The organism is Trinickia sp., assembly GCF_051953405.1.
Classification (GTDB): Bacteria; Pseudomonadota; Gammaproteobacteria; order Burkholderiales; family Burkholderiaceae; genus Trinickia.
On the sequence record NZ_JBQCIV010000130.1, the window covers coordinates 25,707 to 48,261 of the forward strand.

A 22,555-nucleotide genomic window follows, 5' to 3' on the forward strand; every position below is an offset into this window, starting at 1 on the left:
CGGCTCGATTGCCTCAACTGCCAGCGCTTAGTCGTGCTGATAGATCGGCGGCGAGTACGTGCTGACCGCGCCGCTCGTCGCGCCGCCCGATTGCGACGCACCTTCTACGCTCGGGCCGTACCCGCTCGAATCGGCTTGCGCGATGCCTTGTTGCGCGGCAACCCGTTGCTCGGCCGCTTGGATGTTTTCCGGATAGTGCATCCAGTCGCGCGGGTTGTAGCCGGCGCCTTCGAGACGCACCAGATCTGCACGCACTTGTGCGCGCGTAACCGGCTGATTCGATTGCGCGAACGAAGAAACCATGGGAGCGACGAGGGCAACGGCAACGACGATTTGCTTGAGAGCGTTCATGATGACAACCTCCGACTACTGTTATAAGGAGCTGCGAACACGGTTGTGTGCAGCAGGTGAAGGCAGTGTAGGCTTAGGGTCTTCCCGGATAAATACGGAAATCTGGAATTCATTGGTGCCGTAGGGATAACAATCGGCGCGCATGCCTGGCACGCTGCAAACGCAGCGGGCGCCGCTTGCGAGACCATCGCCCCTTGCATTGCCATATAAAAAACGATCCGAAAAACGATCCAAACGGAGGTAGGTCATGGACCGCTTCTTTGCCATGAAGGTATTCACGCGCGTCGTGGAGTCGCGCAGCTTCGTCAAGGCGGCCGAATCGCTGCAACTGGCCGCGCCGCAGGTCTCGCGCACCGTGCAGGGGCTCGAAGCGCATTTGGGTGCGCGCTTGCTCAATCGCACGACACGCAGCATCAGCGTCACCGAGGACGGCGAGGCCTACTATCAGCGCAGTATTCGTGTGCTGGCCGAGGTCGACGAGATGGAGGCCGAACTCACGCATGCGAAGCTCAACCCGAAGGGGCGGCTCAAGGTGAACTTGCCGGCGCTCGTGGCGAAGATGGTGATCATCCCCGCGCTTCCCGAATTCTTCGAGCGCTATCCCGACATCGAGATCGAGATGGGGTTAAGCGATCGTCAGGTCGACATCGTCGAAGAAGGCGTCGACTGCGTGCTGCGTACAGGCGAACTCGAGGATTCGGGGCTCGTCGCGCGGCGCATCGGCAACATGCGGCGCGTGACGTGTGCGTCGCCAGCCTACCTCGAGAAATATGGCGAGCCGAAGACGATCGCGGATTTGCACGATCATATCGGCGTGAACTACGTGTCCAGTAATACGGGGCGCGTGCGCAGCTGGGACTACGTGGTGAACGGCGTGGTCGAAACCGTCGATATGCGCGGGTTGATCGCCGTGAACGATGTCGATGCTTACGTCTCTTGCGGCCTCCATGGTCTCGGGCTGCTCAAGACCGCGATCTTTCCGATCGCGCGGTACCTCGAAACGGGCGAATTGCAAGAAGTGCTGAAGGACTACTGTTCGCCGCCTCGCGCGATCTCCATCATGTATGCGCGCAACCGGCACTTGCCGCGCAAGGTGCGCGTATTCGCGGACTGGGTCGCGGAAGTGTTTGCACGCGACCCGCTGATGCAAACGGGCGCACGCTGCGCCGACGCGAGCTTGGGTGCCCAAGCGGCGTAACGATAAGCTCGCGCGCGCTCGATCGCTTTCCGCCGGCCATCGGCATACTCCGTTGCGTCCAGTGCATGCTGCTTGCAGCCGGCCCGTCCGCCGCCTAATGTTTTAGTTGCAAGGAGACGGCATCGGGCTTGGGAAAAATCGTATGCGCTGCGCACATTGCGGATTCGACAATCCCGCCGAAGCGAGCTTCTGCGAGACGTGCGGCAAGTTACTGCGCCGTCCTTGTCCGCGCTGCGGCCATGAAACCGAGCCTTCCGCCAAATTCTGCAGCGAGTGCGGCGTGGCGTTGTCTAATGGGCCGCCCGCGTCGCCCTGCCCGCCGCGACCCGTCAGCACCCCGTGCGCCGCTCCCGTTCATTACACGCCACACCATCTGGCCGAGCGTATCCGCGCCGAGCAGGCGGCCATGGAAGCACGCGGCGAGATTGCCGGCGAGCGCAAAACCGTCACCGCGCTGTTCGCCGATATGGCCGGCTCGACAGCGCTCGTTCACGACCTCGATCCCGAAGAGGCGCATCGTTTGATCGAGCCCGTCATCGCGCTGATGATGGAGGCCGTCCACTACTACGAAGGGTATATCGCCAAATCGCTCGGCGACGGCATCCTTGCCCTGTTCGGTGCCCCCATCGCGCACGAGGATCATCCGCAGCGTGCGCTCTATGCGGCGCTGCGCATGCAACAAGCCATGCGACGTCATAGCGATCGACTCCGCTTGGAAACCGGCATTCCTCTGCAGATTCGCGTCGGAGTCCATACAGGCGAAGTCGTCGTCCACTCGATTAGAACGGACGACTTGCACACCGATTACGATCCGGTCGGCCACACCGTTCATATCGCGTCGCGGATGGAGAGCATCGCGACGCCCTCCTCGATTCTCGTGAGCGAGGCCACGCACAAGCTCGCCGAGGGGTATTTCGAATTCAAAGCGTTGGGGGCCACGCATCTCAAGGGCATTCCCACGGCGCTTTCCGTCTACGAAGTGCTCGGCCCGGGCGCGTTGCGCACGCGTATGCAGGTTGCCGCGCATCGCGGGCTCGCGCGGTTCGTGGGGCGTGAGGCCGAGCTGTCGAGTTTAAATACGGCGTTGACGGAAGCCGAGGCGGGGCACGGACGGATCGTCGCTGCGGTTGGCGAAGCCGGCGTTGGAAAATCGCGTCTGTTCCACGAATTCAAGGAGCGATCGCGACGTGGCCGGCTAGTCCTTGAGACGTTCTCCGTCTCGCACGGCAAAGCGTTCGCCAATCTGCCGCTGATGGAACTGTTAAGAAACTATTTTCAAATCACAGCGCAAGACGACGAGCGCCGATGCAGAGAAAAGGTCGTGGGAAAGATGCTCACGCTCGAGCGGCACTTCGAAGCGGCGGTGCCGTACGTTCTGTTTCTGCTCGGCATTGGAGACGAGCAGGCGATGCTGGCCGAGATGGACCCCTCTACCCGGCGCGACCGCACCTTCGACGCAATCGTGCGCCTGTTGGCACGCGAGAGCCAGGACCAGCCGGTGGCGCTGCTGTTCGAGGATTTGCAATGGTTGGATCGCGAGACGGAAGGGTTTCTCGCGCACCTGACCGAGCGCCTACCCCCGACTCGCATCCTGCTTCTCGTCAACTATCGGCCCGAATATCGACCTCCTTGGGAATCCGCACGCCATTGCACCCGATTGAAGCTCGACGCGCTGACGCCGTCCGAGGCGGGAGGATTGCTCGCCTTTCTGCTCGGCAATGAGGTCGATCTCGAACCGCTCAAACAGCTCATTTTGGAGAAGACCGAAGGAAACCCCTTTTTTATCGAGGAAGTGGTTCGGACGTTGATCGAGGAAAAATCGCTCATCGGCGATCCAGGACACTACCGGATCGAGCGAACGCCGGCCACGCTGCACATTCCAACGACCGTGCAAGGCGTGCTCGCCGCGCGGATCGACAGGCTTCCCCTCGCCGAAAAGGAACTCCTGCAGACGCTGGCCGTGATCGGCAAGGAGTTTCCGTTCAGCGTGGTCCAGCGTATATGCGGGGACCGCGCCGGCCATACCGACGACGAGTTGCGCCACCTGCTCTCCGACCTCGAAGCGGCGGAGTTCATTTACGAGCGGCCCGCCTTCCCGGAGGTGGAATACTCGTTCAAGCACGCGTTGACGCAAGAAGTGGCCGGACACTCGTTGTTGACGGAGCGTCGCAGCGTCTTGCACGAACTCGCCGCCCAAGCGCTGGAGGCACTGTTCCCGACGCGTATCGCCGACTATTGCAGCGAACTCGCGCATCACTACAGCTTGAGCGGAAACATCCCTAAGGCGGTGGAATATCTGCATCGCGCCGCGCAACAGGCACTGCGGCACGCATCTCACCCGGAAGCGATGCATCATTTGGGGGCCGCGCTGCATCTGCTCGAACGTCTGCCGGACACCCCTTCGCGCAAGCGACAAGAATTGTCGCTGCTTCTTGCACTCGGCCCGGCGTTGATGGACGTGCGAGGCTACGGCGCGCCGGAGGTGGCGGCCACCTATGCGCGCGCCCTCTCGCTGTGCGATGAGATCGGCGAGCCCGAGCAGTTGTTCGCTGTGGATTTGGGCCTGAGAATTCATTACATGTCGCGCGCACAGCACGCCAAGGCCAGCGAACTAGGCGAGCGGATGCTGCGCATGGCTTGCGACGCCAACGATCCTGGTCTGCTGCTCGAGGCGCATGGCGCACTCGGTGTGTGCCGATTCTTCCAAGGCGCGTTCGCAGACGCGCGAACGCACCAGGAACAGGCGCTCGCCCTGTACGACCCCGACCGGCATCAAGCGCATGTGTTCGCGCACGGCGTGGATCCGGGAATCCGCGCATTGAACTTCTTGGCGTTGACGCTTTGGCTTCAGGGCTATCCCGACCAAGCACTCAAGCGCATGCAGCAAGGGCTGGCGCTTGCGCGCAAGCAGGCGTATGGGCCGACGTTGGCGTTCGCCCTAGCTTATGCGGCCGAGTTGCATCACCTGCGACGCGAGCCGTCGCTCACCCGCGAATACGCCGAAGCCGTCATCGAGCTATCGACCGAACACCGTTTGCCGTTTTGGCTCGCATGGGGAACGCTCTTTCGCGGCTGGGCGCTGACGGAATGCGAAAGCGTCCGCGAGGGAATCGCGCAGATGCGCAAGGGTTTGACGGCCGATGAGGCCACCGGTAGCGCCGATCAACGATCGTATTTTCTGGCATTGCTGGGTGAAAACCTGCGTATGGCGGGCGAGGCGCAGGCAGGCCGGCAACTGCTCGAACAAGCGTTGACGGTCATGGCGCAAACCGGCGAGCGTTGCTTCGAAGCGGAACTTGCCCGCCTCAAGGCGATCTCGCTGCTCGGCGCCGCAAACGCCGACGAACCTGCCTATGCGGCCGGCGAGCAAGCCGAGATTTGCTTGCGCGAGGCGGTCTCGGTCGCACGCGCTCAGGGCGCCAAATCGCTCGAATTGCGCGCGGTATCGAGTCTCGCCCGCCTATGGAAGCGTGCAGGCAAAACCGACGAGGCACGGCTCGCGCTTGTCCGAATCCACGACTGGTTTTCCGAAGGATTCGACACGGCCGACTTGCGGGACGCACGAACGCTGCTCGATGAGTTGGTGTGAGTGCGCATGAGGAAACAGACGATGTCGACACCGCATGGGAACCCTCCCCGTCATCCAGACCACGCAGAGCGCAAGCGCATCGCCCTGGCGTTGCAAGGGGGCGGCATGCACGGTGCCTTCACGTGGGGCGTGCTCGATCGGCTGCTCGAAGACGGCAGGCTCGAGATCGAGGGCGTGAGCGCGACGAGCGCCGGGGCGATGAACGCGGCTGTGCTCGCCTACGGGCTGATGCTCGATGGCGACGAAGGCGCACGGCGCGCGCTGCACGAGTTCTGGCACGCCGTATCGCAGTCGGCCGAGCGCTACAATCCGTTGCGCTGGACCCCGTGGTTGAAGGGCACGCACAGCTTCGGCCTCGATCATTCCTCGTTGTATGCGTTTGCCGATATGGTGCTGCGCATTTTCTCGCCCTACCAATTCAACCCGCAGAACGTCAATCCGTTGCGCGAGGTGCTCGAAAGCCAGGTCGATTTCGCCGAATTGCGCCGGCGGTGTCCCATCCATCTGTATTTGTGCGCGACCAACGTGGAGACGGGAAAAATTCGCCTATTCAGCGGCGAAAGCCTTTCCGCGGATGCGGTGCTGGCATCCGCTTGCGTACCTACGCTGTTTCAGGCCGTCACGATCGACGGCGAGCACTACTGGGACGGCGGCTACATGGGCAACCCGGCCATTTATCCCTTGATTTATCACTGCAGCACCCGGGACGTGGCGATCGTTCACATCAACCCGCTGATTCGCCGCGGCGTGCCGACCACGACGGCCGACATCCTCAATCGCATCAACGAAATCAGCTTCAATTCATCGCTGATGCGCGAGATGCGCGCCATCGCCTTCGTCACCGATCTCATTTCGCAAGGCAAGATCGATCGCGGCGAAATGAAGGAAATGCTGATTCATTCGATCCGCGCCGACGATGCCATGTGTGCGCTCAGCGCGGCTAGCAAATACAACGCCGATTGGGGATTTCTTCGCGAGTTGTTCGATCGGGGACGGCACGAGGCCGAGAACTGGCTCTTACACCACTACCGGGATATCGGCGAGCGCTCGAGCATCGACATCCGCCGAGAGTTTCTTTGAGTGGCGGGTCCCAGCCGGCGCGCACATCGAGCAATGAAGCGGGTATTGGAGGGGGTAATGGCCCGGGCAATGAGCGGCACGCAGGAGCGCTTCGCTACCCTATGGCTACGTTGTGGCGGCCAGCGTGCGCAGACGGTGTATGCCGATTTGATCCGATACTACGCGGAACCCGCGCGCCATTACCATACGATGCGCCACATCCGCCGTTGCCTGCGCGACCTCGATGGGGTACGCGGCGCAGTGCCGCATCCCGATGCAGTGGAATTGGCGCTGTGGTGCCACGACGTCATCTACGTGCCCGGCGCGCCCGACAACGAGCAACGCAGCGCGGACTGGTTTCGGCGATGGGCGGACGAGCGCATCGAGCGAGGCGAGCACATTTGCGACCTGATCCTAGCGACCAAGCATGCGCAGCCCCCCGTCGACGCGGATGCCTGCTTCGCCGCGGACATCGATCTCGCGATGCTGGGGGGCGGGCGCGCTCGCTTTCGCGACGACGGCGTGCGGCTGCGGGCCGAACGGCCCGACCTCGACGACCGTACCTATGAACTGCACGAGCGGGCGATCCTGGAAAACCTGCTGACGCGCGAGCGCATCTACCACACCGACGTGTTTCATACGCGCTGCGAAGTGCGTGCCCGAAGCAATCTTTCGTGGCGCCTCGGCCTGCCGACAGCGAAGTGACGGGGCAGCATCGACGTCTTGTCAGACGATACCTACAACCCCACCGCAGGTCCTACATCCATCTGAGCATCCGCTGATTTCGCTTGGCGCCGGCATCGACCATAGTGAAGTCAACGAACGGCGACCGCTCTTAACGCCCTCAACCAACCGGCGGCCGTCGCGGGAGACAGATGATGAAGACGATTCGCTTTCTGACGCACCAAGAAATTTTCGACCGCGTCGTTGCGCACCTGACCGAGCAACGCGGCGCGGCGCTGCTTCCGCGCGGCGGCGGAGCCTACCGCGGCGCGTGCGGCGGCTGTCCGATCGGGCACTTCATTCGGCCGGCGGATTACTCGAGCGCCATGGAAGGCGTGCCGGTGCGCTATTTGATCGGCACGGAACTGAGCCACCCTCAATACATGGACGCCGGTATTGCCGCGCTGCGCAAGGCCCTCGTCAAGGCCAAGATCAATGTCTATGACGAACGCACCGTCGCACTGCTGAGCTGCCTGCAAAATGTCCACGACGCGTTCGGCGTCTGGGAATGGCAAGAGCGCCTGCTTTCCATCGCCCGCGAATTCGGTCTCGTTGGCGATCGGCTAAAGGCGGCTGCATGAGGTGACCGAAGGCGGCATCATTCGGCAATGCGGGGACTGGCGACGCCTCGAACTTGAAGTTTGCGACTGAACGAGCTTCTCCGAAGCGGCAGCCAGCGGAAGTCGCGGCCGCGCGCAAGGCAACAAAAAACCCGCAGAGCCGATAGCCATGCGGGTTTTTGCGTGCTGCAGCAGATCGATGAGAACCTGCTTGAAAGCCGTTCGCGAACGATGGTGGGTGCTGAGAGGCTCGAACTCCCGACCTACGCCTTGTAAGGGCGCCGCTCTACCAACTGAGCTAAGCACCCGTTCGCGAAGCGAGCTTTTGCTGCTTTTTGCTTCTTATTTCGCTTAGCTTGCGAAGATCAAAACATTCACAGCCAGCGAGCCCGCTAGTTTAGCGCATCTTTCAGGGCTTTGCCAGGTTTAAATTTCGGCACCTTCGCTGCCTTGATTTTGATCGCGGCGCCGGTGCGCGGATTGCGGCCCGTGCGCGCCGTGCGCTTGCCCACGGCGAACGTGCCGAAGCCGACGAGCGTCACGGTACCGCCCTTCTTCAACGCGCCCTTGACGCCGCCGATGACGGCGTCGAGCGCTCGCCCCGCTGCCGCTTTGGATAGGTCTGCCTGTTCCGCAATGTGGTCGATCAGTTCCGTCTTGTTCATCCGAATCCCCGATGATGATTGTTGGCAGTCGCAAGGCGCCGCAGCGCCGAAAGAAGACGCAGGCAATGCTGCGCCCGCCCATTAAAGGTGGACGAAACGGGCGTGTCAACAGGGGTTGCGCCGGATCTGACGGGCGCTTTGGGGTCCCGGAAGGGACCCCATTCCCTATGGCTTCGAATTTCCCTCCATCCTGCCTGTTCCGTCAGTGCGCTGCTGCATCGAGCAAGCGCCTGTCATATGCCTGAACGAACGTATGTGCATTCTCTTGGATGCGCTGTCTATTGCTGTCCGTGTGGATTGCCACAATCTTACTTAAGTCAGCACCTCTTCCTCTCAATGTCTCCAAAAATATTGCAAGATGACTTGCCTGTGGACGGTAATGACCGCTATGCGCCTCAACAGAGACGATTTCAAAATCTTGATTCATAACGATCATCCCAGCCGATCGAACTGGCGCTCCAGCCATTAACGAAGTGTGTTGACGCTTATATTTTTCCTTATGCATCATATAAATTTCATTATCCCTATCCATGATGAAGATGGCTTCCGGGTGAGGCGCCGCCCGGAGGATCCCACTTTTTTGATCGAGCGGAAAATCCTCGGAAGGCCGAACTGTATTCCCGCTGAAAGAAGCAGTTATTTTATGGCGATTGCGATCGGCGGCGTCCTGGAGGTACTCAACCCCTTGGAACTCTGGCTTGCTCTTCACCTCATCGGGCACAGATGTCTTGAACCATTCGAAAAAATTGGAATCGCTGTCGGATTTTTCCCATAGCTTGCGTTGGTCCTCCAAGGCGTGCCCGTATCTATGCATGGGATCCAGAAGTTCCAAGTAGTAGTCCGAATGAAGGGATAGCGCCCCCTTGAAGCTGCCGGCAGATATTCGGCGCGCAAGGCCCACTGCTCGCCGCCAGTTCCTTTCGGCCCGCGCATGTTGTTCTTGCGTCAACTCGAGTCCCGCCTCGCGTTTTTTGTCCGCGGCTAATCCTTGGCCATCAACCAGAGTTGTAGGATTGTTGTGCACCATACGATAGCGGTTCAACCCATCCACGATCCCTGCCGGATCCGCATTCAACCACCGTCCGACCCAGGGTTGATAATAGCGGTACCCGTAGTAATAGAGCCCCGCAGCATCTCGCTCCTTGCCCGAATAGCGCACGAACTTGGTATCCGCCTCCACTTGGCTGCGTGCCGCCCATACTGCCGTGCCACCGTACGGGTAATACTCCTCGCGACTGATCAGGTCCGCGTCCGCGTCGAGTTCCACGGCGATTGAGTTGATGACATCGCTAGACCCATAGCGCGCCATGTCCCCCGGCACGCCTTTCGGTTGCCCTACCTCCCAATGCAGGTAGCGCATATGGATGAAGCCAGCCTCGCTGCCGATCTCTTGTATCTTCTCGCTCACGGTCATAGCCTTCCCATCGCCGTTCGACGTCACCCGAAGCGTCAACCCTGGCAAATAGATCGCCTCTACCGTGCGCGTCATGTTTTTGGCCTGCGTCCGCCGGCACTTGCGCACGCGCATCCCATCGGCGCCGTATTGGTACGCTTCTCGATCGTTATCGGGCCCACTGCGTTCGATCAGCGTCACACGCCGCAACGCGTTCCGGTTGTTCCAGGCCAACGGCTGCGTAGCGTCGGGCAACTGCTGTTGCTGATTGCCCGACGCGTCGAACCACTTGCCGTTGTCGATACCGTCCGGCGTCAGCGTTCCCGCTCCGTCTTGCAGCATCGCGTGATTGCTTCGATTCGATACGACGATCGCTTGCTTGTAGTTGATGGTTCCCTGGTGGCCAATCGTCGTCAGGTTGCCACCGCGATCGTAGGTGTAGGTGCGTGTGTAGTTCGAATAGACGGAATCGTCGACAGGTAGGGGAATCGTCGCTGGCGGCACGGTATGGCCTTGCACGCCCCGTTTGGCGATCTCGCGCCCCGTCGCACCGATCAATTGATACAGCGCGTCATACCGATAAACGCTCGCCGACTCGGTCCTGTGTTTGCGCCAATACGAGGGCGCCTGCGCGGCGTCGCTGACTCGTACAACGTTTCCCACCGGGTCGTATCGATAACTGACGTCCTGAACGATCGTGGCACGGCCGGTCTTGGCCGGACGCACGACCTTCAGGCCGATCAATCGCCGCGTTTGCGGCTCATAGGCATAGCTGCCGACCATGCCATTGCCGGCCGTCTCGCTCAAAATCTGCCCTGCCGCGCTATAGACCACCGACGAAAGCACGACTTGCTCGGCGCCCTTCTCGGGTTGCAATCGACTACTCGCGAGCCGGCCGGCAACATCGACACACCGCTGCTGGGTATTGCCCATCGCATCGGTTTGTCGATACCAGGCACCCGTTGCGTCGTGCCCCCAAGCCGTCGAATATGCGGTTGCATCGAGCGCCCGGTCCCACGCCGTCTCGTCGTCCTGACCGACCCAATTGGAATCGATATCGGGGTCGGCCAGCAGCCAGCGCGTTTCGTTAAGCGGCTGACCTGTCAATCGGAAAGCGCGCCACGCCAGCTTGCCCGCGGTGTCGTAGCAACGCACGCACTGGCCGCGCAGGTTATGCTCCTGCGCATTGGCTTCCCGCTCGCCGTAAATCCACACATCGCGAGTCGCAGCCGATTCGTCTCCCACCGCCTCGGCGCGCGTCAGCGGCCTTCCGAGCGCATCGTGCGCCCAAATCGTTGTCGTGCCACGGCCATCGCGGGCCCATACAGGCCGGCCCTCCACGTCGGACAGATCCCATTGCGGCCCGGCATCGACGCTATCGGTCCGCAACACCTGGCCCGACAGCGACGAAGCGTATGCGAAGTTCGGTAAGGGCGAACCTGAAGCGGCAAAGAACCTCGCGTCGATACGCGACGCCGCATGTCCGATCGGATCGTACGTCGTTCGATCGATACGCTCATCGAGGGCATCGCCGACTGTCTCGCGGTTATAGCGCAGCGTACGGATAGGCAAGCCGCGGTTGCTGTGCACCAGCAGTGTCGGCGTGCCAAAGGCGGCGTTCGTTGACATCGGGTTCGGCTCCCTTCAGCGCGTACACACGACACATATCGATCTCACCGACCGACACTTCACCTAACGATCTCCCGAGTGCGACTGCGCGAAAAACTACCCTGCTCGCAGGCAATGCAATCGCGCCTGCTTGCACCCGGCAACGACGCCCCCTATCTGTCCGCGACGGGTGCACTCTCGAAGTTGCGTGGCCATTATCAACCGATACGCGTCATACCCAACCACCGATATCCTCTCGGCTCGGAGGCGATCCTAATGGTTGGGATATCGATTGGTTCTTTGAAGCATCCCATGTCGATCGCCATCGAAACGATTTGCCGCCATCCATTCGGAATCGAGTGCTCCGATCGGGTCTAGCCGAACGAACTAGCGCCATGCATCGAGCATTGCGGAGTCGAAAATCCATAAAAAAACCGCGAGTAGCGCTATGCGCGCTCTCGCGGTTTTAATCGACGATTGGATGGCCGCCGCCGGCGGCCTAGGCCTCAATGCTTGACGACTTCGGCACCCGCTTCCTTGCCCGGCTCCGCAGCCACCGGCGCAGCCTTCACCTCTTCCTCGGCCAGCGGCTCCGGCATCCGTTCGAGCGCAAGTTCCAGCACCTTGTCGATCCAGCGAACCGGCACGATCTCGATCGCGTTCTTGACGTTATCGGGGATGTCCGCCAAATCCTTGACGTTCTCCTCTGGGATCAAGACGAGCTTAATGCCGCCACGATGCGCGGCCAGCAGCTTTTCCTTGAGCCCGCCGATCGGCAGCACTTCGCCGCGCAACGTGATTTCACCGGTCATGGCGACGTCCGCACGCACGGGGATACCCGTGAGCACCGACACCAGCGCCGTCGTCATCGCACCGCCGGCAGACGGGCCGTCCTTCGGCGTCGCGCCTTCCGGCACGTGGATGTGGATGTCCTGCTTGTCGAAGGCTTCGTCCTTGATGCCGAGACGACGCGAGCGCGAACGCACGACGGAGCGCGCCGCTTCCACGGACTCCTTCATCACGTCGCCGAGCGAACCCGTGCGGATGACATTGCCCTTGCCCGGCATCACCGCGGCTTCGATCGTCAGCAGATCGCCGCCGACTTCCGTCCACGCCAAACCGGTCACTTGCCCGATCTGGTTTTCCTTCGCGGCCAGACCGAAGTCGTACTTGCGCACGCCGAGGAACGTATCGAGATTGCCCGCGTCGACCTTCACCGCGCCTTCGGCCTTCTTCAGCAGCAACATCTTCACGACCTTGCGGCAGATCTTCGACACTTCGCGCTCGAGCGAACGCACGCCCGCCTCACGCGTGTAGTAGCGAATGATGTCGCGGATCGCGGCTTCGGTCACCTCGATCTCGCCGTCGCGCAGGCCGTTGTTCTTCTTCTGCTTCGGCAGCAGGTAACGTTGCGCGATGCTGACCTTCTCGTCTTCCGTATAGCCCGACAAGCGGATGACTTCCATCCGATCGAGCAGCGGCGGCGGGATATTCAGCGAGTTCGACGTGGCGACGAACATCACGTCCGACAAGTCGAAATCGACTTCGACGTAGTGATCGGCGAACGTGTGGTTCTGCTCGGGATCGAGCACTTCGAGCAGCGCCGACGACGGATCGCCACGGAAATCCATGCCCATCTTGTCGACTTCGTCGAGCAAGAAGAGCGGATTGCGCACGCCGACCTTCGTCAAGCTTTGCAAAATCTTGCCCGGCATCGAGCCGATATACGTGCGGCGGTGGCCGCGGATCTCGGCCTCGTCGCGCACGCCGCCGAGCGCCATCCGCACGAACTTGCGATTCGTCGCACGTGCGATCGACTGACCCAGCGACGTCTTACCGACGCCAGGAGGCCCAACGAGGCAAAGGATCGGCGCTTTGACCTTGTCCACGCGCTGTTGCACCGCGAGATACTCGAGAATGCGTTCCTTGACCTTTTCGAGGCCGAAGTGGTCTTCGTCGAGCACGCGCTCGGCGTTCGACAGATCGTTGTTGACCTTGCTCTTCTTGCGCCACGGCAACGCGATCAGCGTGTCGATGTAGTTGCGCACGACGGTGGCCTCGGCCGACATCGGCGACATCAACTTCAGCTTCTTCAGTTCCGAATCGGCCTTCTTCTTGGCTTCCTTCGGCATGCGAGCGGCTTCGATGCGTTTCTCGAGTTCTTCGAGATCCGCCCCCTCTTCGCCCTCGCCGAGTTCCTTCTGAATCGCCTTGACCTGCTCGTTCAGGTAGTACTCGCGCTGGCTCTTTTCCATCTGGCGCTTGACGCGGCCACGGATGCGCTTTTCGACCTGAAGGATGTCGATTTCGGCTTCGAGCTGAGCGAGCAAGTGCTCGAGGCGTTCCACGACGGGGAACATCTCGAGGATGTGCTGCTTCTGATCGAGCTTGAGCGGCAGATGAGCCGCGATCGTATCGGCCAAACGGCCAGCTTCGTCGATACCCGCGAGCGACGTCAGGATCTCCGGCGGGATCTTCTTGTTCAGCTTGACGTATTGGTCGAACTGCGACACGATCGCGCGGCGCAGCGCTTCGGTTTCGGCGCTGTCGGCGTGGTCGGGTTCGAGCGGCATGACTTCACAGGAAAACTGCGTTTCCTGCTCTTCGATCGACAGCGTCTTCGCGCGCTGCAGGCCTTCTACCAGCACCTTCACGGTGCCGTCGGGCAATTTCAGCATCTGCAGGATGTTGGCGATACACCCTACTTCGTACATGTCCTTTTCGGTCGGCTCGTCTTTGGCCGCGGTCTTTTGCGCGACCAGCATGATGTGCTTGCCGCCCTCCATCGCGACTTCGAGCGCTTTGATCGATTTGGGCCGCCCCACGAACAGCGGAATGACCATATGCGGGAAAACGACGACATCGCGCAATGGCAGCAGCGGGAGCGTGGTGCGCTCTTGAGGGAGGAGTTGGGTTCCTGACATTTCATTTCCCCATGGATGGAATCAGTTCGTTCGGTAGTTGAGGCCCGCGGTACGGATTGCAAGCCTACGCGTGTGGGAAAAATTCGATGTATTCAGAAAGAAGCAGTCAGTGTTACCCACAAGATAAACGAAAAAAGCCGTTCACGTCTCCATGAACGGCCATTCCTGCGAAAGCTTTAGGGTCTACGGCGCTCGTCAGCTGAAAAAACACGCGCAAAGGCCCCCAGGCCATTAGTTCGAGCCCGCGACCTTCGGCGCTTCTTCATAAATGAGCAAGGGTTTGCCGTCCCCATCGATGACGTTATCGTCGATGATGACCTTGCTAACACCTTTCATCGCTGGCAGTTCGTACATGACGTCGAGCAACGCCTGTTCCAGGATCGAACGCAGGCCGCGCGCCCCGGTCTTGCGGCGGATCGCCTTGCGCGCCACGGCTTGCAGCGCCGCCGGGCGGATCTCCAACTCGACGCGCTCCATTGCGAACAGCTTGTTGTACTGCTTCACGAGGGCGTTCTTCGGTTCGACGAGAATCTTCATCAGCGCCGCTTCGTCGAGCTTGCCGAGCGTCGCGACGACGGGCAGACGGCCGATCAATTCGGGGATCAACCCGAATTTAATCAAATCTTCCGGTTCGACCTCGCGCAGCACCTCGCCGGCGTCACGCTCTTGCTTGCTCTTCACGCTCGCCCCGAAACCGATCCCCGTTTTTTCCGTGCGATCGGTGATGACCTTTTCCAGGCCGTCGAACGCGCCGCCGCAGACGAACAGGATGTTCGTGGTGTCGACCTGAATGAAGTCCTGGTTCGGGTGCTTGCGCCCGCCTTGCGGCGGCACGGAAGCCATCGTGCCTTCGACGAGCTTCAGCAACGCCTGCTGTACGCCCTCGCCCGACACGTCGCGCGTGATGGACGGGTTGTCCGACTTGCGGCTGATCTTGTCGATTTCGTCGATGTAGACGATCCCGCGCTGCGCCTTCTCGACTTCGTAGTTACAGTTTTGCAGCAGCTTCTGAATAATGTTCTCGACGTCTTCGCCGACATAGCCGGCTTCCGTCAGCGTCGTCGCGTCGGCGATCACGAACGGAACGTTCAACAGGCGAGCGAGCGTTTGCGCGAGCAAGGTCTTGCCGGAGCCGGTCGGCCCAATTAGCAAGATATTGCTCTTGGAAAGCTCGACTTCATCCTTCTTGTCGAGGTGTTTGAGCCGCTTGTAGTGGTTGTACACCGCCACGGCCAAAATCTTCTTCGCGCGCTCCTGCCCGATCACGTACTGATCGAGGATGTCGCGAATTTCTTGCGGGCTGGGCAGGTCGGATTTCGACAAGCCCACGTCCGTGCCAGCTCCCGCGGCTTCGTCGCGAATGATCTCGTTGCACAAGTCGATGCATTCATCGCAGATGAACACCGACGGGCCCGCGATGAGCTTCTTGACCTCATGCTGGCTTTTGCCGCAAAACGAGCAATACAACAGCTTTTCGCTGTTCGAACCTTTCTTGTCCGCCATGGATATACGAGCCTCCGGACACTCGAATGACAGGCGCGCCGTCTGCCGCCCCACAAGCGGGGTCGGAATCGGCTGGCCGGCGCAACGGCGACGCGTGTCGCATCACCGCCGTCGGCGCCCAGAACTATTATCGACCAATTATCACATCGCTTGAGTCGGTCGTCGCACCTATGCAAAAAACGCACGAGCCACGCGGCCGGACGAGCGATGCGTTATGGGCGCTTGTGTAGGACCTGATCGATGAGGCCGTACGCTTGCGCGTCTTCGCCCGACATGAAGTTGTCCCGATCCGTATCGCGGGCGATACGTTCGACCGGCTGCCCCGTATGATGCGCGAACATCTGGTTCAGCCGCTCCTTCAAATACAGGATCTCGCGCGCCTGGATTTCGATGTCGGACGCCTGACCGCGCGCGCCGCCCAGCGGCTGGTGAATCATCACCCGTGCGTTCGGCAACGCGAACCGCTTGCCCTTCGCACCCGAGGCCAGCAAGAACGCGCCCATGCTAGCGGCCAACCCCATGCACAGCGTCGACACGTCGGGCTTCACGAACTGCATCGTGTCGTAGATCGCCAACCCCGCCGACACCGAACCGCCCGGGCTGTTGATGTAGAGGCTAATATCCTTGTCGGGATTTTCGCTCTCGAGGAACAGCAGTTGCGCCACCACGAGGTTGGCGGTTTGGTCGTTCACTTCGCCGACCATGAACACCACACGCTCCTTGAGCAGGCGCGAATAAATATCGTACGAACGCTCGCCGCGGCCGCTCGTTTCGACGACGATCGGAACGAGCCCCAGCGCCTGCGCCTCGAAATCGCGCGGTGCGTGAGAGGCCAACGTGTCCAACAGTTGAGCGCGAGAGATCATGCAAAGGATCCTTGTTCGGAATGGGTCTTGAAACGGCAGGAAGGCGGCCCCGAGCACAGCACAGCGCGACAGCGATATGCACCGCTGCAACGCAGCAAACGCGCCGCGCCATGAAAAACGGCGTGCGGCCGTCGCTCCGACAGCCCGCACGCCGTGTCAGGCAAGGCCTTACGCTTGCGCCGAGGCGCTCGCCAGTGCTTCGAAGCTGACTTCCTTATCCGTCACCTTCGCCTTGCCGAGCACGAATTCGACGACGTTGCTTTCAACGACGTACGCTTCCATTTCGGCGAGACGCTGCTTGTTCGAATAATACCAGCGGATCACTTCCTTCGGGTCTTCGTAGCTTTTCGCGAATTCTTCGACTTCGGCGCGGATCTGCTCGGGCTTCGCTTCGAGACCGTTTTCCTTCACGAGTTCGGCCAACACGAGGCCCAGCTTGACGCGGCGCTCGGCTTGCTCCTTGAACATCTCGGCCGGAATCGGCGCATCGGCCGCGTTGGGCACGCCGCGTTGCGCGAGGTCTTGACGCGCCATTTCGACGAGACGCTGCTGATCTTGTTCGATCAGCGCGTTCGGCACCTCGAGTTCGGACACTTTCAGCAACGCATCCATCACTTGGTTCTTCACGAGCGCTTGCGTACGGCGCTTCGCTTCGCGTTCGAGGTTTTCCTTGATCTCGGCGCGCATCTTGGTCAGATCGCCATCGGCGATGCCGAGCGACTTCGCGAATTCGGCGTCGACTTCGGGCATGTGCGGCCATTCGATCTGCTTCATCGTGATCGTGAACTGCGCCGTCTTACCCGCGACGTCCTTACCGTGGTAATCGTCGGGGAACTTCAGGTCGAACTCCTTGTGCTGTCCCACGGACAGGCCCGTCGCAGCTTGTTCGAATTCGGGCAGCATGCGGCCTTCGCCGAGCACGAACGCGAAATCTTCCGCGGTGCCGCCTTCGAACGCCACGCCGTCGAGCTTACCGACGAAATCCACCGTCACGCGATCGCCGCTCTTGGCCGACACGTCGGCGCCGCCGTCGCCGTGCTCGCCCGCTTCGCCGCGTGCATGATAGTGCACGCGCTGCTTGCGCAGGATCTCGAGCGTGCGATCGACTTCGGCTTCGGAGATTTGCGTGACCGAGCGCTCGACTTCGGCGCTCGCCAGATCGCCGATCTTCACTTCGGGATAAACCTCGAAGGTGGCGTCGAACGCGTACGTATCGTCGGCCGCGCCTTCTTTCGGGCTAAAGGCCGGCTGACCGGCCACACGCAGGTTCTCGGCGCGGCTGATGTCGAAGAATTGCTTGCCGACCTTGTCGCTCAGCACTTCGGCCTCGACCTGTCCCGCGTACTGCTGCGTCACCATCTTCAGCGGCACCTTGCCCGGGCGGAAGCCCGGCATGCGGACGTTCTTCGCGAGTTGGCGGATGCGCGAATCGATCTCCTTTTGCACGGTGTCCTTCTGCAGGGAAATCGTCACACGGCGTTCGAGCTTGCCGAGGTTTTCAACAACGTTAGCCATGGCTTCAATCGTCCTAAATTGTTCAAGCGAATCGGTTATCTTTCGCCGTGCCCACGTGTTGCGCCTCGCCCTCGGGGGACCGCAATCACCGCCCCAAGCGATTTGCGCGATCGACGTCGCATTGTGTCGCAATGAACGCAAATGAACGTTGCGATCGACGTCGTCTTGCCGCCTGCGGCACGGTTTGAATCGGAAGAATCGAGCATTCTAGCAAACTATTGATCCGCGCAATCCCGATTTGGCGGCGGCGCGTGCTTGCGCGCCCCCGCGCCCCGGCTGGGCATGACTCGCCCTCGCCTCCTCTCGCGGGCCGCTGCGCGCATCCGAACGCACCGAGGAACGCCCCATATCCTGCGATGCGCGACATGCGATCGGCCGTATCCCGGCAGACGCGCGCACTGCTAAGCTCGCACCTGAGCACACCGCGAACCACCCCGCTACCACCCGCTAGCCGGCCTCGCCGCGCAGCGCAAGTCCATTTGGAGACACCATGCCCGGCAGCACACCCATCGTCGTCATCGCTCCCGATTCGTTCAAAGGCTCGCTCAGTGCGCAAGCCGTCGCCGAAGCCATCGCCGACGGCGTGAAGCGGGCGGTGCCGCAAGCGAGCGTGCGCTTGTGCCCGATGGCCGACGGCGGCGAAGGCACCCTGGACGCAATGCTCGCGCGCGGCGGCGAACGCCGCATGTTGCGCGTGCGCGGGGCATCGCTTGCCGAACGCGACGCCGCGGTCGGCTTGCTGCCCGACGGCAGCGCGGTGCTCGAAACGGAGGAGATCGTCGGCATCACCGATACGGTGGCGATGCGAACCGACGTTGCCGAACGGAGCACGCGCGGCATGGGCGAAGCCGTGCGCATGTTGCTCGACGCCGGCGCGCGGCGCTTTTTCGTCGCACTAGGCGGCAGCAGCACGAACGACGGCGGCGCCGGGCTGCTCGTCGGCCTCGGGGTGAAATTGTTCGATGCCGACGGTGGCGAACTGGAACCGACACCGAATGCGCTCGCCCGCCTCGCGCGCATCGATGTATCGGGTCTCGACGCGCGCTTGGCGCAAGCGTCATTCGTGGCGATGTCCGACGTCGACAATCCGCTGACGGGCGAGCATGGCGCCACCGCCGTGTTCGGCCCGCAAAAGGGTGTCGCCTCCGAGCGCGTCGGTGCGCTCGACGCCGTGCTCGGACACTTCGCCGAACTCGCGGAAGCGGCGCTTGGCCGTGCTGGCAGCGCCTTGCCGGGCGCGGGCGCGGCCGGCGGGCTCGGCTTCGCGCTGCACTTGCTCGGCGCGCGGTTCGAGCCCGGCGCGGAAGTGGTGGCGTCGCAAGTCGGGCTCGATGCCGCCCTTACCGGGGCCGACTGGCTAATCACCGGCTACGGCCGCTCGGACGCGCAGACGCGGCACGGAAAGGCGCCCTTCATCGCCTGCCGGCACGCACGCGCGGCAGGCGTACCGGCTACGCTGCTGTCGGGCGGCGTCGATGCGAGTGCGCTCGCGCGCCTCGGCGAACATTTCAGCGGCTGCTTTTCGCCCGCCCCCGGGCCGATCACGCTAGAGGCGGCGATTCGCGACGCGGCGCGCCTGCTCGCGAACGAAGCGGAACAACTCGCGCGCTTGAAGTTCGGCGGCTGAAGTTCGGCGGCTGAAGTTCTGCGGCTGAAGTTCGGCGCTTGATATCGGCGCGCGATCGCTCGTCGTCGTTGTCGCTGCGATCGCACGGCGATTGCGCGCTCGCCCGAGCAACGGCGCGCGCCGAGCTTGCCCGTCGCACAGGGAAACACCGCGTTGACCCTCGCGCCGGATGCGGCAACAATCGACGATCAGACGCCTCTTGCCCGCCCACTTCCGACGAGATCGACACGACCTATGAAGGCCGCAGCCAAAGCCGGGCTCGAACAGTTTTTGACCTACCGGATGCACGTGCTGAACAAGCTCTCCGATCGCGGTATCGGCGAGCGCTATCAGACCAAACTCGGCATCACGCTGCCGGAGGCGCGCGTCATCGCCTCGGTCGGCTCGTTCGGGCCGTTTTCCATCATGGACTTGGCCAAGCACGCGAACCTCGACAAGAGCCAGGCGAGCCGCGCGGCCGAAGCGCTGATCCAGCGCGGCCTCGTCGGGCGCGCGCCTAGCCCCCAGGACGGACGCGTGGTCGTGATCTCGCTGACACCCGAAGGCCGTGCGCTCTTTCGCAAGGTCATGCCGATTGCACGCAAGTGGAACGCCGATTTGTTCGCTTGCCTCGACGAAGCGCAAGCACAAGCGCTCGGCCGTGCGCTCGACAGGGTGATCGCGCATGCCATGGCGAACGCCGGTAGCGAACGATAGCGATGACGATCGAAGCGGATCGGCTCGCGTCGCCCCGACGCCGCTCTCGCTCGACAATCGATGACACAACCTTGCGCGAATGAGTTAGAATCTCGCGCTTACGCTTTCGAACGCTAACGCGTGCCGCTCCCAGCGGCGCCACGAAAGCAAGCCACACATCGAAGCGAGGCATTGCCCGCTTCGGCGCGAGGATGGCGAAATTGGTAGACGCACCAGGTTTAGGTCCTGACGCCAGCAATGGTGTGCGGGTTCGAGTCCCGCTCCTCGCACCATCTTATTCACCCCATTGAACCGCTCGATACGATGCATCGCCCGGCCAGGGCCGCCAAACGCGGCCCCTCTCCGTGCGGCGTGTCGTTCCGTGCGTTTTCATCGGCTCCGTGCCGCGGCCACGCCCGTTCGCTTCAGCCGGGCCGAGTCCAGGGACCCAACGCTCACGGCCACGCCGCTTTTGCACTTCGCACGCTAGCTAGCCTATCCTTTCGTTCTCGCGTTGTTTCGACTAATTAGTTGCATGCGCAACCAATTAGTCGGCCGGCGGTCGCCACGCAATGCGCATGCGATTCGCTACCGTTCGACCCCGCGTACGGTGCAGGGCAAGATGTGCTCGATGCGCTTTTGCGTCAGGTCGATAAAATCGATCCGTCCTATAAGGAGTAGCCATTGATGAACGTCGAAGATCGAGACAACGCGCGGCCGCCGCGCACCTGCATCGTCGGTGCCGGGGCGATCGGCGCGCTCATCGCCGCCGCGCTCGCCCGCGCCGGCCACACGGTATCGGTGTTGGCGCGCGGCCATACGCTCGCGGCAATCCGGACGCACGGGATTCGCATCCTCATGGGCGATGCACCGACCAGCGGCGTGCGGGTGCAGGCGAGCGACGACGCCGCGGCGCTGGGCGTGCAAGACATCGTCGTCATTGCGCTCAAAGGACATGTCCTGCCGGAGGCGGCAGACTCGCTGCGGCCAATGATCGGACCCGACACGGTCGTCGTCAGCGCGATGAACGGCCTGCCGTGGTGGTTTCTAAATGGGCTCGACGGCCTAACGAGCGACGGACCGCTCGAAGCCGTCGATCCAGGCGGACGCGTATCCGCTGTGCTGCCGGCCGAGCGCGCGATCGGCTGCGTGGTCCATTTGTCGTCCGCCATCGTCGAACCCGGCGTCGTCAAACGCGGCCGCGGCAACCGGCTGATCGTCGGCGCCGCCCGCACCGAATGCGCGGAACCGGCGCGCGCGCTCGCGCACGCCCTCGCCCAAGGCGGCTTCGAGGTGGACGCGACCGACCGCATTCGCGACGATATCTGGGCCAAGCTGTGGGGCAACATGAACATGAATCCGCTCAGCGCGCTGACCGGTTCGACGGCCGATCGTCTGCTGGACGATCCCTTCACGCACGCGCTCGTGCTACGGATGATGGAAGAAGCCGATGCGATCGGTCGGCGCCTCGGATTGTCCACGGGCATGTCGGCCCCGCAGCGCTTAGCCGTTACGCGCGAACTCGGGGCGTTCAAAACGTCGATGCTGCAGGACTTCGAAGCAGGACGCTCGCTCGAGATCGGTCCGATCCTCGGCGTCTTTCCGGAACTGGGACGCAAGCTTGACGTGCCGACGCCGTTTTGCGACGCGGTACTCGGTTTGTTGCGTCAACGGGCGGCAGCCAGCGGATTGTGACGCTCGCGTGCGGCCGTCCGGACGGGGACTGAAAGCCCCGGCGTTCCGGCACGCCTGCCCCTTTTCCCCGAAACGCGAGTGCGACCGCACCACGCGTTCGGCGGCGACGCGTGCCCTCGGCACTATGCGTTCAGTTGCTCGTAGGCGTCGCGGCCGGCACGGGCCAGGTCGCGCCACGCCGTGGACGAGTACGCGTGCCCCGTCGCGCGGCCCTCGAGTAGACGATCGCAGAGCGCGGACAAGCGGCGGAACGCTTCGACCGCGTCCGGCTTGCTGTCTTGATGCGCGGCCAAGACCGCATTCGCGTCGCGGGTGGCATGCGCGAGCGCCTGCCATTGGGCGTCCTGAATCTGCAAACCGTGCGCGCCGAGTTGCGCCGCCGCGCCCGACACGAGATACAGCGCCTTCAATGCCGCGCACGCGTGCAAGACGCAAGCGGCGTCCCGATCGGATCCGGCCGATTGATGAGATGAAATCGCGGAATGCATGAGGTCCGGGGTCAATGAGGCGAAATCGAGCGCAAACGTTGGCGCATTAAGACGTGCACGTGCTTACCCATACCGCTTCAAGGATGACGGCTCCCGACCCTTTTTGCTTGATACGC

The 22,555-nt window shown here is 62.2% G+C and carries 17 protein-coding genes and 2 tRNA genes; 9 read left to right on the plus strand and 10 right to left on the minus strand.

Annotated features, from left to right (window positions below; all coding sequences use genetic code 11):
* Nucleotides 1–27: 27 nt before the first annotated feature.
* Both ACTHN9_RS23455 and ACTHN9_RS23460 read right to left on the minus strand, forming a co-directional pair.
* The gene (locus ACTHN9_RS23455) at nucleotides 28–351 is read right to left on the minus strand and encodes a DUF4148 domain-containing protein (RefSeq protein ID WP_440539193.1); all 324 of its coding nucleotides are present in this window, start codon (nucleotides 349–351) and stop codon (nucleotides 28–30) included.
* Between the two features lie 21 nt (nucleotides 352–372).
* Nucleotides 373–600, minus strand: a complete 228-nt coding sequence (locus ACTHN9_RS23460) for a hypothetical protein (RefSeq protein ID WP_440539194.1) — start codon at nucleotides 598–600, stop codon at nucleotides 373–375.
* Here ACTHN9_RS23460 and ACTHN9_RS23465 point away from each other — a divergent pair.
* From ACTHN9_RS23465 to ACTHN9_RS23485, 5 genes are all read left to right on the plus strand, one after another.
* The gene (locus ACTHN9_RS23465; protein WP_440539196.1) at nucleotides 599–1,549 is read left to right on the plus strand and encodes a LysR family transcriptional regulator; all 951 of its coding nucleotides are present in this window, start codon (nucleotides 599–601) and stop codon (nucleotides 1,547–1,549) included. The genes ACTHN9_RS23460 and ACTHN9_RS23465 overlap by 2 nt on opposite strands.
* A 142-nt stretch (nucleotides 1,550–1,691) precedes the next feature.
* A complete protein-coding gene (locus tag ACTHN9_RS23470) occupies nucleotides 1,692–5,138 on the plus strand; it encodes an adenylate/guanylate cyclase domain-containing protein (protein ID WP_440539197.1) in 3,447 nt (1,148 codons plus the stop codon).
* A gap of 21 nt (nucleotides 5,139–5,159) precedes the next feature.
* A complete protein-coding gene (locus tag ACTHN9_RS23475) occupies nucleotides 5,160–6,218 on the plus strand; it encodes a patatin-like phospholipase family protein (protein ID WP_440539198.1) in 1,059 nt (352 codons plus the stop codon).
* 69 nt (nucleotides 6,219–6,287) lie between these two features.
* Nucleotides 6,288–6,902: an HD domain-containing protein gene (locus ACTHN9_RS23480; RefSeq protein WP_440539254.1), complete on the plus strand. Its 615-nt coding sequence runs from the start codon at nucleotides 6,288–6,290 to the stop codon at nucleotides 6,900–6,902.
* Between the two features lie 173 nt (nucleotides 6,903–7,075).
* The gene (locus ACTHN9_RS23485) at nucleotides 7,076–7,501 is read left to right on the plus strand and encodes a hypothetical protein (RefSeq protein ID WP_440539255.1); all 426 of its coding nucleotides are present in this window, start codon (nucleotides 7,076–7,078) and stop codon (nucleotides 7,499–7,501) included.
* Nucleotides 7,502–7,712: 211 nt separating this feature from the next.
* Here ACTHN9_RS23485 and ACTHN9_RS23490 read toward each other — a convergent pair.
* From ACTHN9_RS23490 to tig, 7 genes are all read right to left on the minus strand, one after another.
* A tRNA-Val gene (locus ACTHN9_RS23490) sits at nucleotides 7,713–7,788 on the minus strand.
* An 84-nt stretch (nucleotides 7,789–7,872) separates the two neighbouring features.
* Nucleotides 7,873–8,145: an HU family DNA-binding protein gene (locus ACTHN9_RS23495; RefSeq protein WP_440539200.1), complete on the minus strand. Its 273-nt coding sequence runs from the start codon at nucleotides 8,143–8,145 to the stop codon at nucleotides 7,873–7,875.
* Between the two features lie 202 nt (nucleotides 8,146–8,347).
* On the minus strand, nucleotides 8,348–10,930 hold the full coding sequence (locus tag ACTHN9_RS23500; RefSeq protein WP_440539201.1) for an RHS repeat domain-containing protein: 2,583 nt from the start codon (nucleotides 10,928–10,930) through the stop codon (nucleotides 8,348–8,350).
* Nucleotides 10,931–11,652: 722 nt separating this feature from the next.
* Complete coding sequence (gene lon / locus ACTHN9_RS23505) at nucleotides 11,653–14,070, minus strand: endopeptidase La (protein WP_440539202.1); 2,418 nt, start codon at nucleotides 14,068–14,070, stop codon at nucleotides 11,653–11,655.
* A 231-nt stretch (nucleotides 14,071–14,301) separates the two neighbouring features.
* A complete protein-coding gene (gene clpX, locus ACTHN9_RS23510; RefSeq protein ID WP_440539203.1) occupies nucleotides 14,302–15,573 on the minus strand; it encodes an ATP-dependent Clp protease ATP-binding subunit ClpX in 1,272 nt (423 codons plus the stop codon).
* Between the two features lie 212 nt (nucleotides 15,574–15,785).
* Complete coding sequence (clpP, locus tag ACTHN9_RS23515; RefSeq protein WP_440539204.1) at nucleotides 15,786–16,439, minus strand: ATP-dependent Clp endopeptidase proteolytic subunit ClpP; 654 nt, start codon at nucleotides 16,437–16,439, stop codon at nucleotides 15,786–15,788.
* A gap of 168 nt (nucleotides 16,440–16,607) precedes the next feature.
* Complete coding sequence (gene tig / locus ACTHN9_RS23520; protein WP_440539205.1) at nucleotides 16,608–17,954, minus strand: trigger factor; 1,347 nt, start codon at nucleotides 17,952–17,954, stop codon at nucleotides 16,608–16,610.
* A 490-nt stretch (nucleotides 17,955–18,444) separates the two neighbouring features.
* Here tig and ACTHN9_RS23525 point away from each other — a divergent pair, with 490 nt between their 5' ends.
* The 4 genes from ACTHN9_RS23525 (at nucleotide 18,445) to ACTHN9_RS23540 (ending at nucleotide 21,951) form a co-directional block, all read left to right on the plus strand.
* Nucleotides 18,445–19,581 (plus strand): glycerate kinase family protein, encoded by a 1,137-nt coding sequence (locus ACTHN9_RS23525; protein WP_440539206.1) that lies wholly within the window; start codon nucleotides 18,445–18,447, stop codon nucleotides 19,579–19,581.
* A 234-nt stretch (nucleotides 19,582–19,815) separates the two neighbouring features.
* Nucleotides 19,816–20,277 (plus strand): MarR family winged helix-turn-helix transcriptional regulator, encoded by a 462-nt coding sequence (locus ACTHN9_RS23530; RefSeq protein WP_440539207.1) that lies wholly within the window; start codon nucleotides 19,816–19,818, stop codon nucleotides 20,275–20,277.
* 185 nt (nucleotides 20,278–20,462) lie between these two features.
* A tRNA-Leu gene (locus ACTHN9_RS23535) sits at nucleotides 20,463–20,549 on the plus strand.
* Nucleotides 20,550–20,943: 394 nt separating this feature from the next.
* Nucleotides 20,944–21,951, plus strand: a complete 1,008-nt coding sequence (locus tag ACTHN9_RS23540) for a 2-dehydropantoate 2-reductase (protein WP_440539208.1) — start codon at nucleotides 20,944–20,946, stop codon at nucleotides 21,949–21,951.
* Between the two features lie 122 nt (nucleotides 21,952–22,073).
* On the opposite strand, the gene ACTHN9_RS23545 is transcribed toward ACTHN9_RS23540, so the two are convergent.
* The gene (locus tag ACTHN9_RS23545) at nucleotides 22,074–22,439 is read right to left on the minus strand and encodes a hypothetical protein (RefSeq protein WP_440539209.1); all 366 of its coding nucleotides are present in this window, start codon (nucleotides 22,437–22,439) and stop codon (nucleotides 22,074–22,076) included.
* Nucleotides 22,440–22,555 lie beyond the last annotated feature (116 nt).

Excerpts from the sequence above, each read along its gene's own strand:
- ACTHN9_RS23455 (WP_440539193.1), bottom strand. The coding sequence starts at position 351 with ATGAACGCTCTCAAGCAAATCGTCGTTGCCGTTGCCCTCGTCGCTCCC.
- ACTHN9_RS23465 (WP_440539196.1), top strand. The coding sequence starts at position 599 with ATGGACCGCTTCTTTGCCATGAAGGTATTCACGCGCGTCGTGGAGTCG.
- ACTHN9_RS23460 (WP_440539194.1), bottom strand. The coding sequence starts at position 600 with ATGACCTACCTCCGTTTGGATCGTTTTTCGGATCGTTTTTTATATGGC.
- ACTHN9_RS23470 (WP_440539197.1), top strand. The coding sequence starts at position 1,692 with ATGCGCTGCGCACATTGCGGATTCGACAATCCCGCCGAAGCGAGCTTC.
- ACTHN9_RS23475 (WP_440539198.1), top strand. The coding sequence starts at position 5,160 with ATGTCGACACCGCATGGGAACCCTCCCCGTCATCCAGACCACGCAGAG.
- ACTHN9_RS23480 (WP_440539254.1), top strand. The coding sequence starts at position 6,288 with ATGAGCGGCACGCAGGAGCGCTTCGCTACCCTATGGCTACGTTGTGGC.
- ACTHN9_RS23485 (WP_440539255.1), top strand. The coding sequence starts at position 7,076 with ATGAAGACGATTCGCTTTCTGACGCACCAAGAAATTTTCGACCGCGTC.
- ACTHN9_RS23495 (WP_440539200.1), bottom strand. The coding sequence starts at position 8,145 with ATGAACAAGACGGAACTGATCGACCACATTGCGGAACAGGCAGACCTA.
- lon (WP_440539202.1), bottom strand. The coding sequence starts at position 14,070 with ATGTCAGGAACCCAACTCCTCCCTCAAGAGCGCACCACGCTCCCGCTG.
- clpX (WP_440539203.1), bottom strand. The coding sequence starts at position 15,573 with ATGGCGGACAAGAAAGGTTCGAACAGCGAAAAGCTGTTGTATTGCTCG.
- clpP (WP_440539204.1), bottom strand. The coding sequence starts at position 16,439 with ATGATCTCTCGCGCTCAACTGTTGGACACGTTGGCCTCTCACGCACCG.
- tig (WP_440539205.1), bottom strand. The coding sequence starts at position 17,954 with ATGGCTAACGTTGTTGAAAACCTCGGCAAGCTCGAACGCCGTGTGACG.
- ACTHN9_RS23525 (WP_440539206.1), top strand. The coding sequence starts at position 18,445 with ATGCCCGGCAGCACACCCATCGTCGTCATCGCTCCCGATTCGTTCAAA.
- ACTHN9_RS23530 (WP_440539207.1), top strand. The coding sequence starts at position 19,816 with ATGAAGGCCGCAGCCAAAGCCGGGCTCGAACAGTTTTTGACCTACCGG.
- ACTHN9_RS23540 (WP_440539208.1), top strand. The coding sequence starts at position 20,944 with ATGAACGTCGAAGATCGAGACAACGCGCGGCCGCCGCGCACCTGCATC.
- ACTHN9_RS23545 (WP_440539209.1), bottom strand. The coding sequence starts at position 22,439 with ATGCATTCCGCGATTTCATCTCATCAATCGGCCGGATCCGATCGGGAC.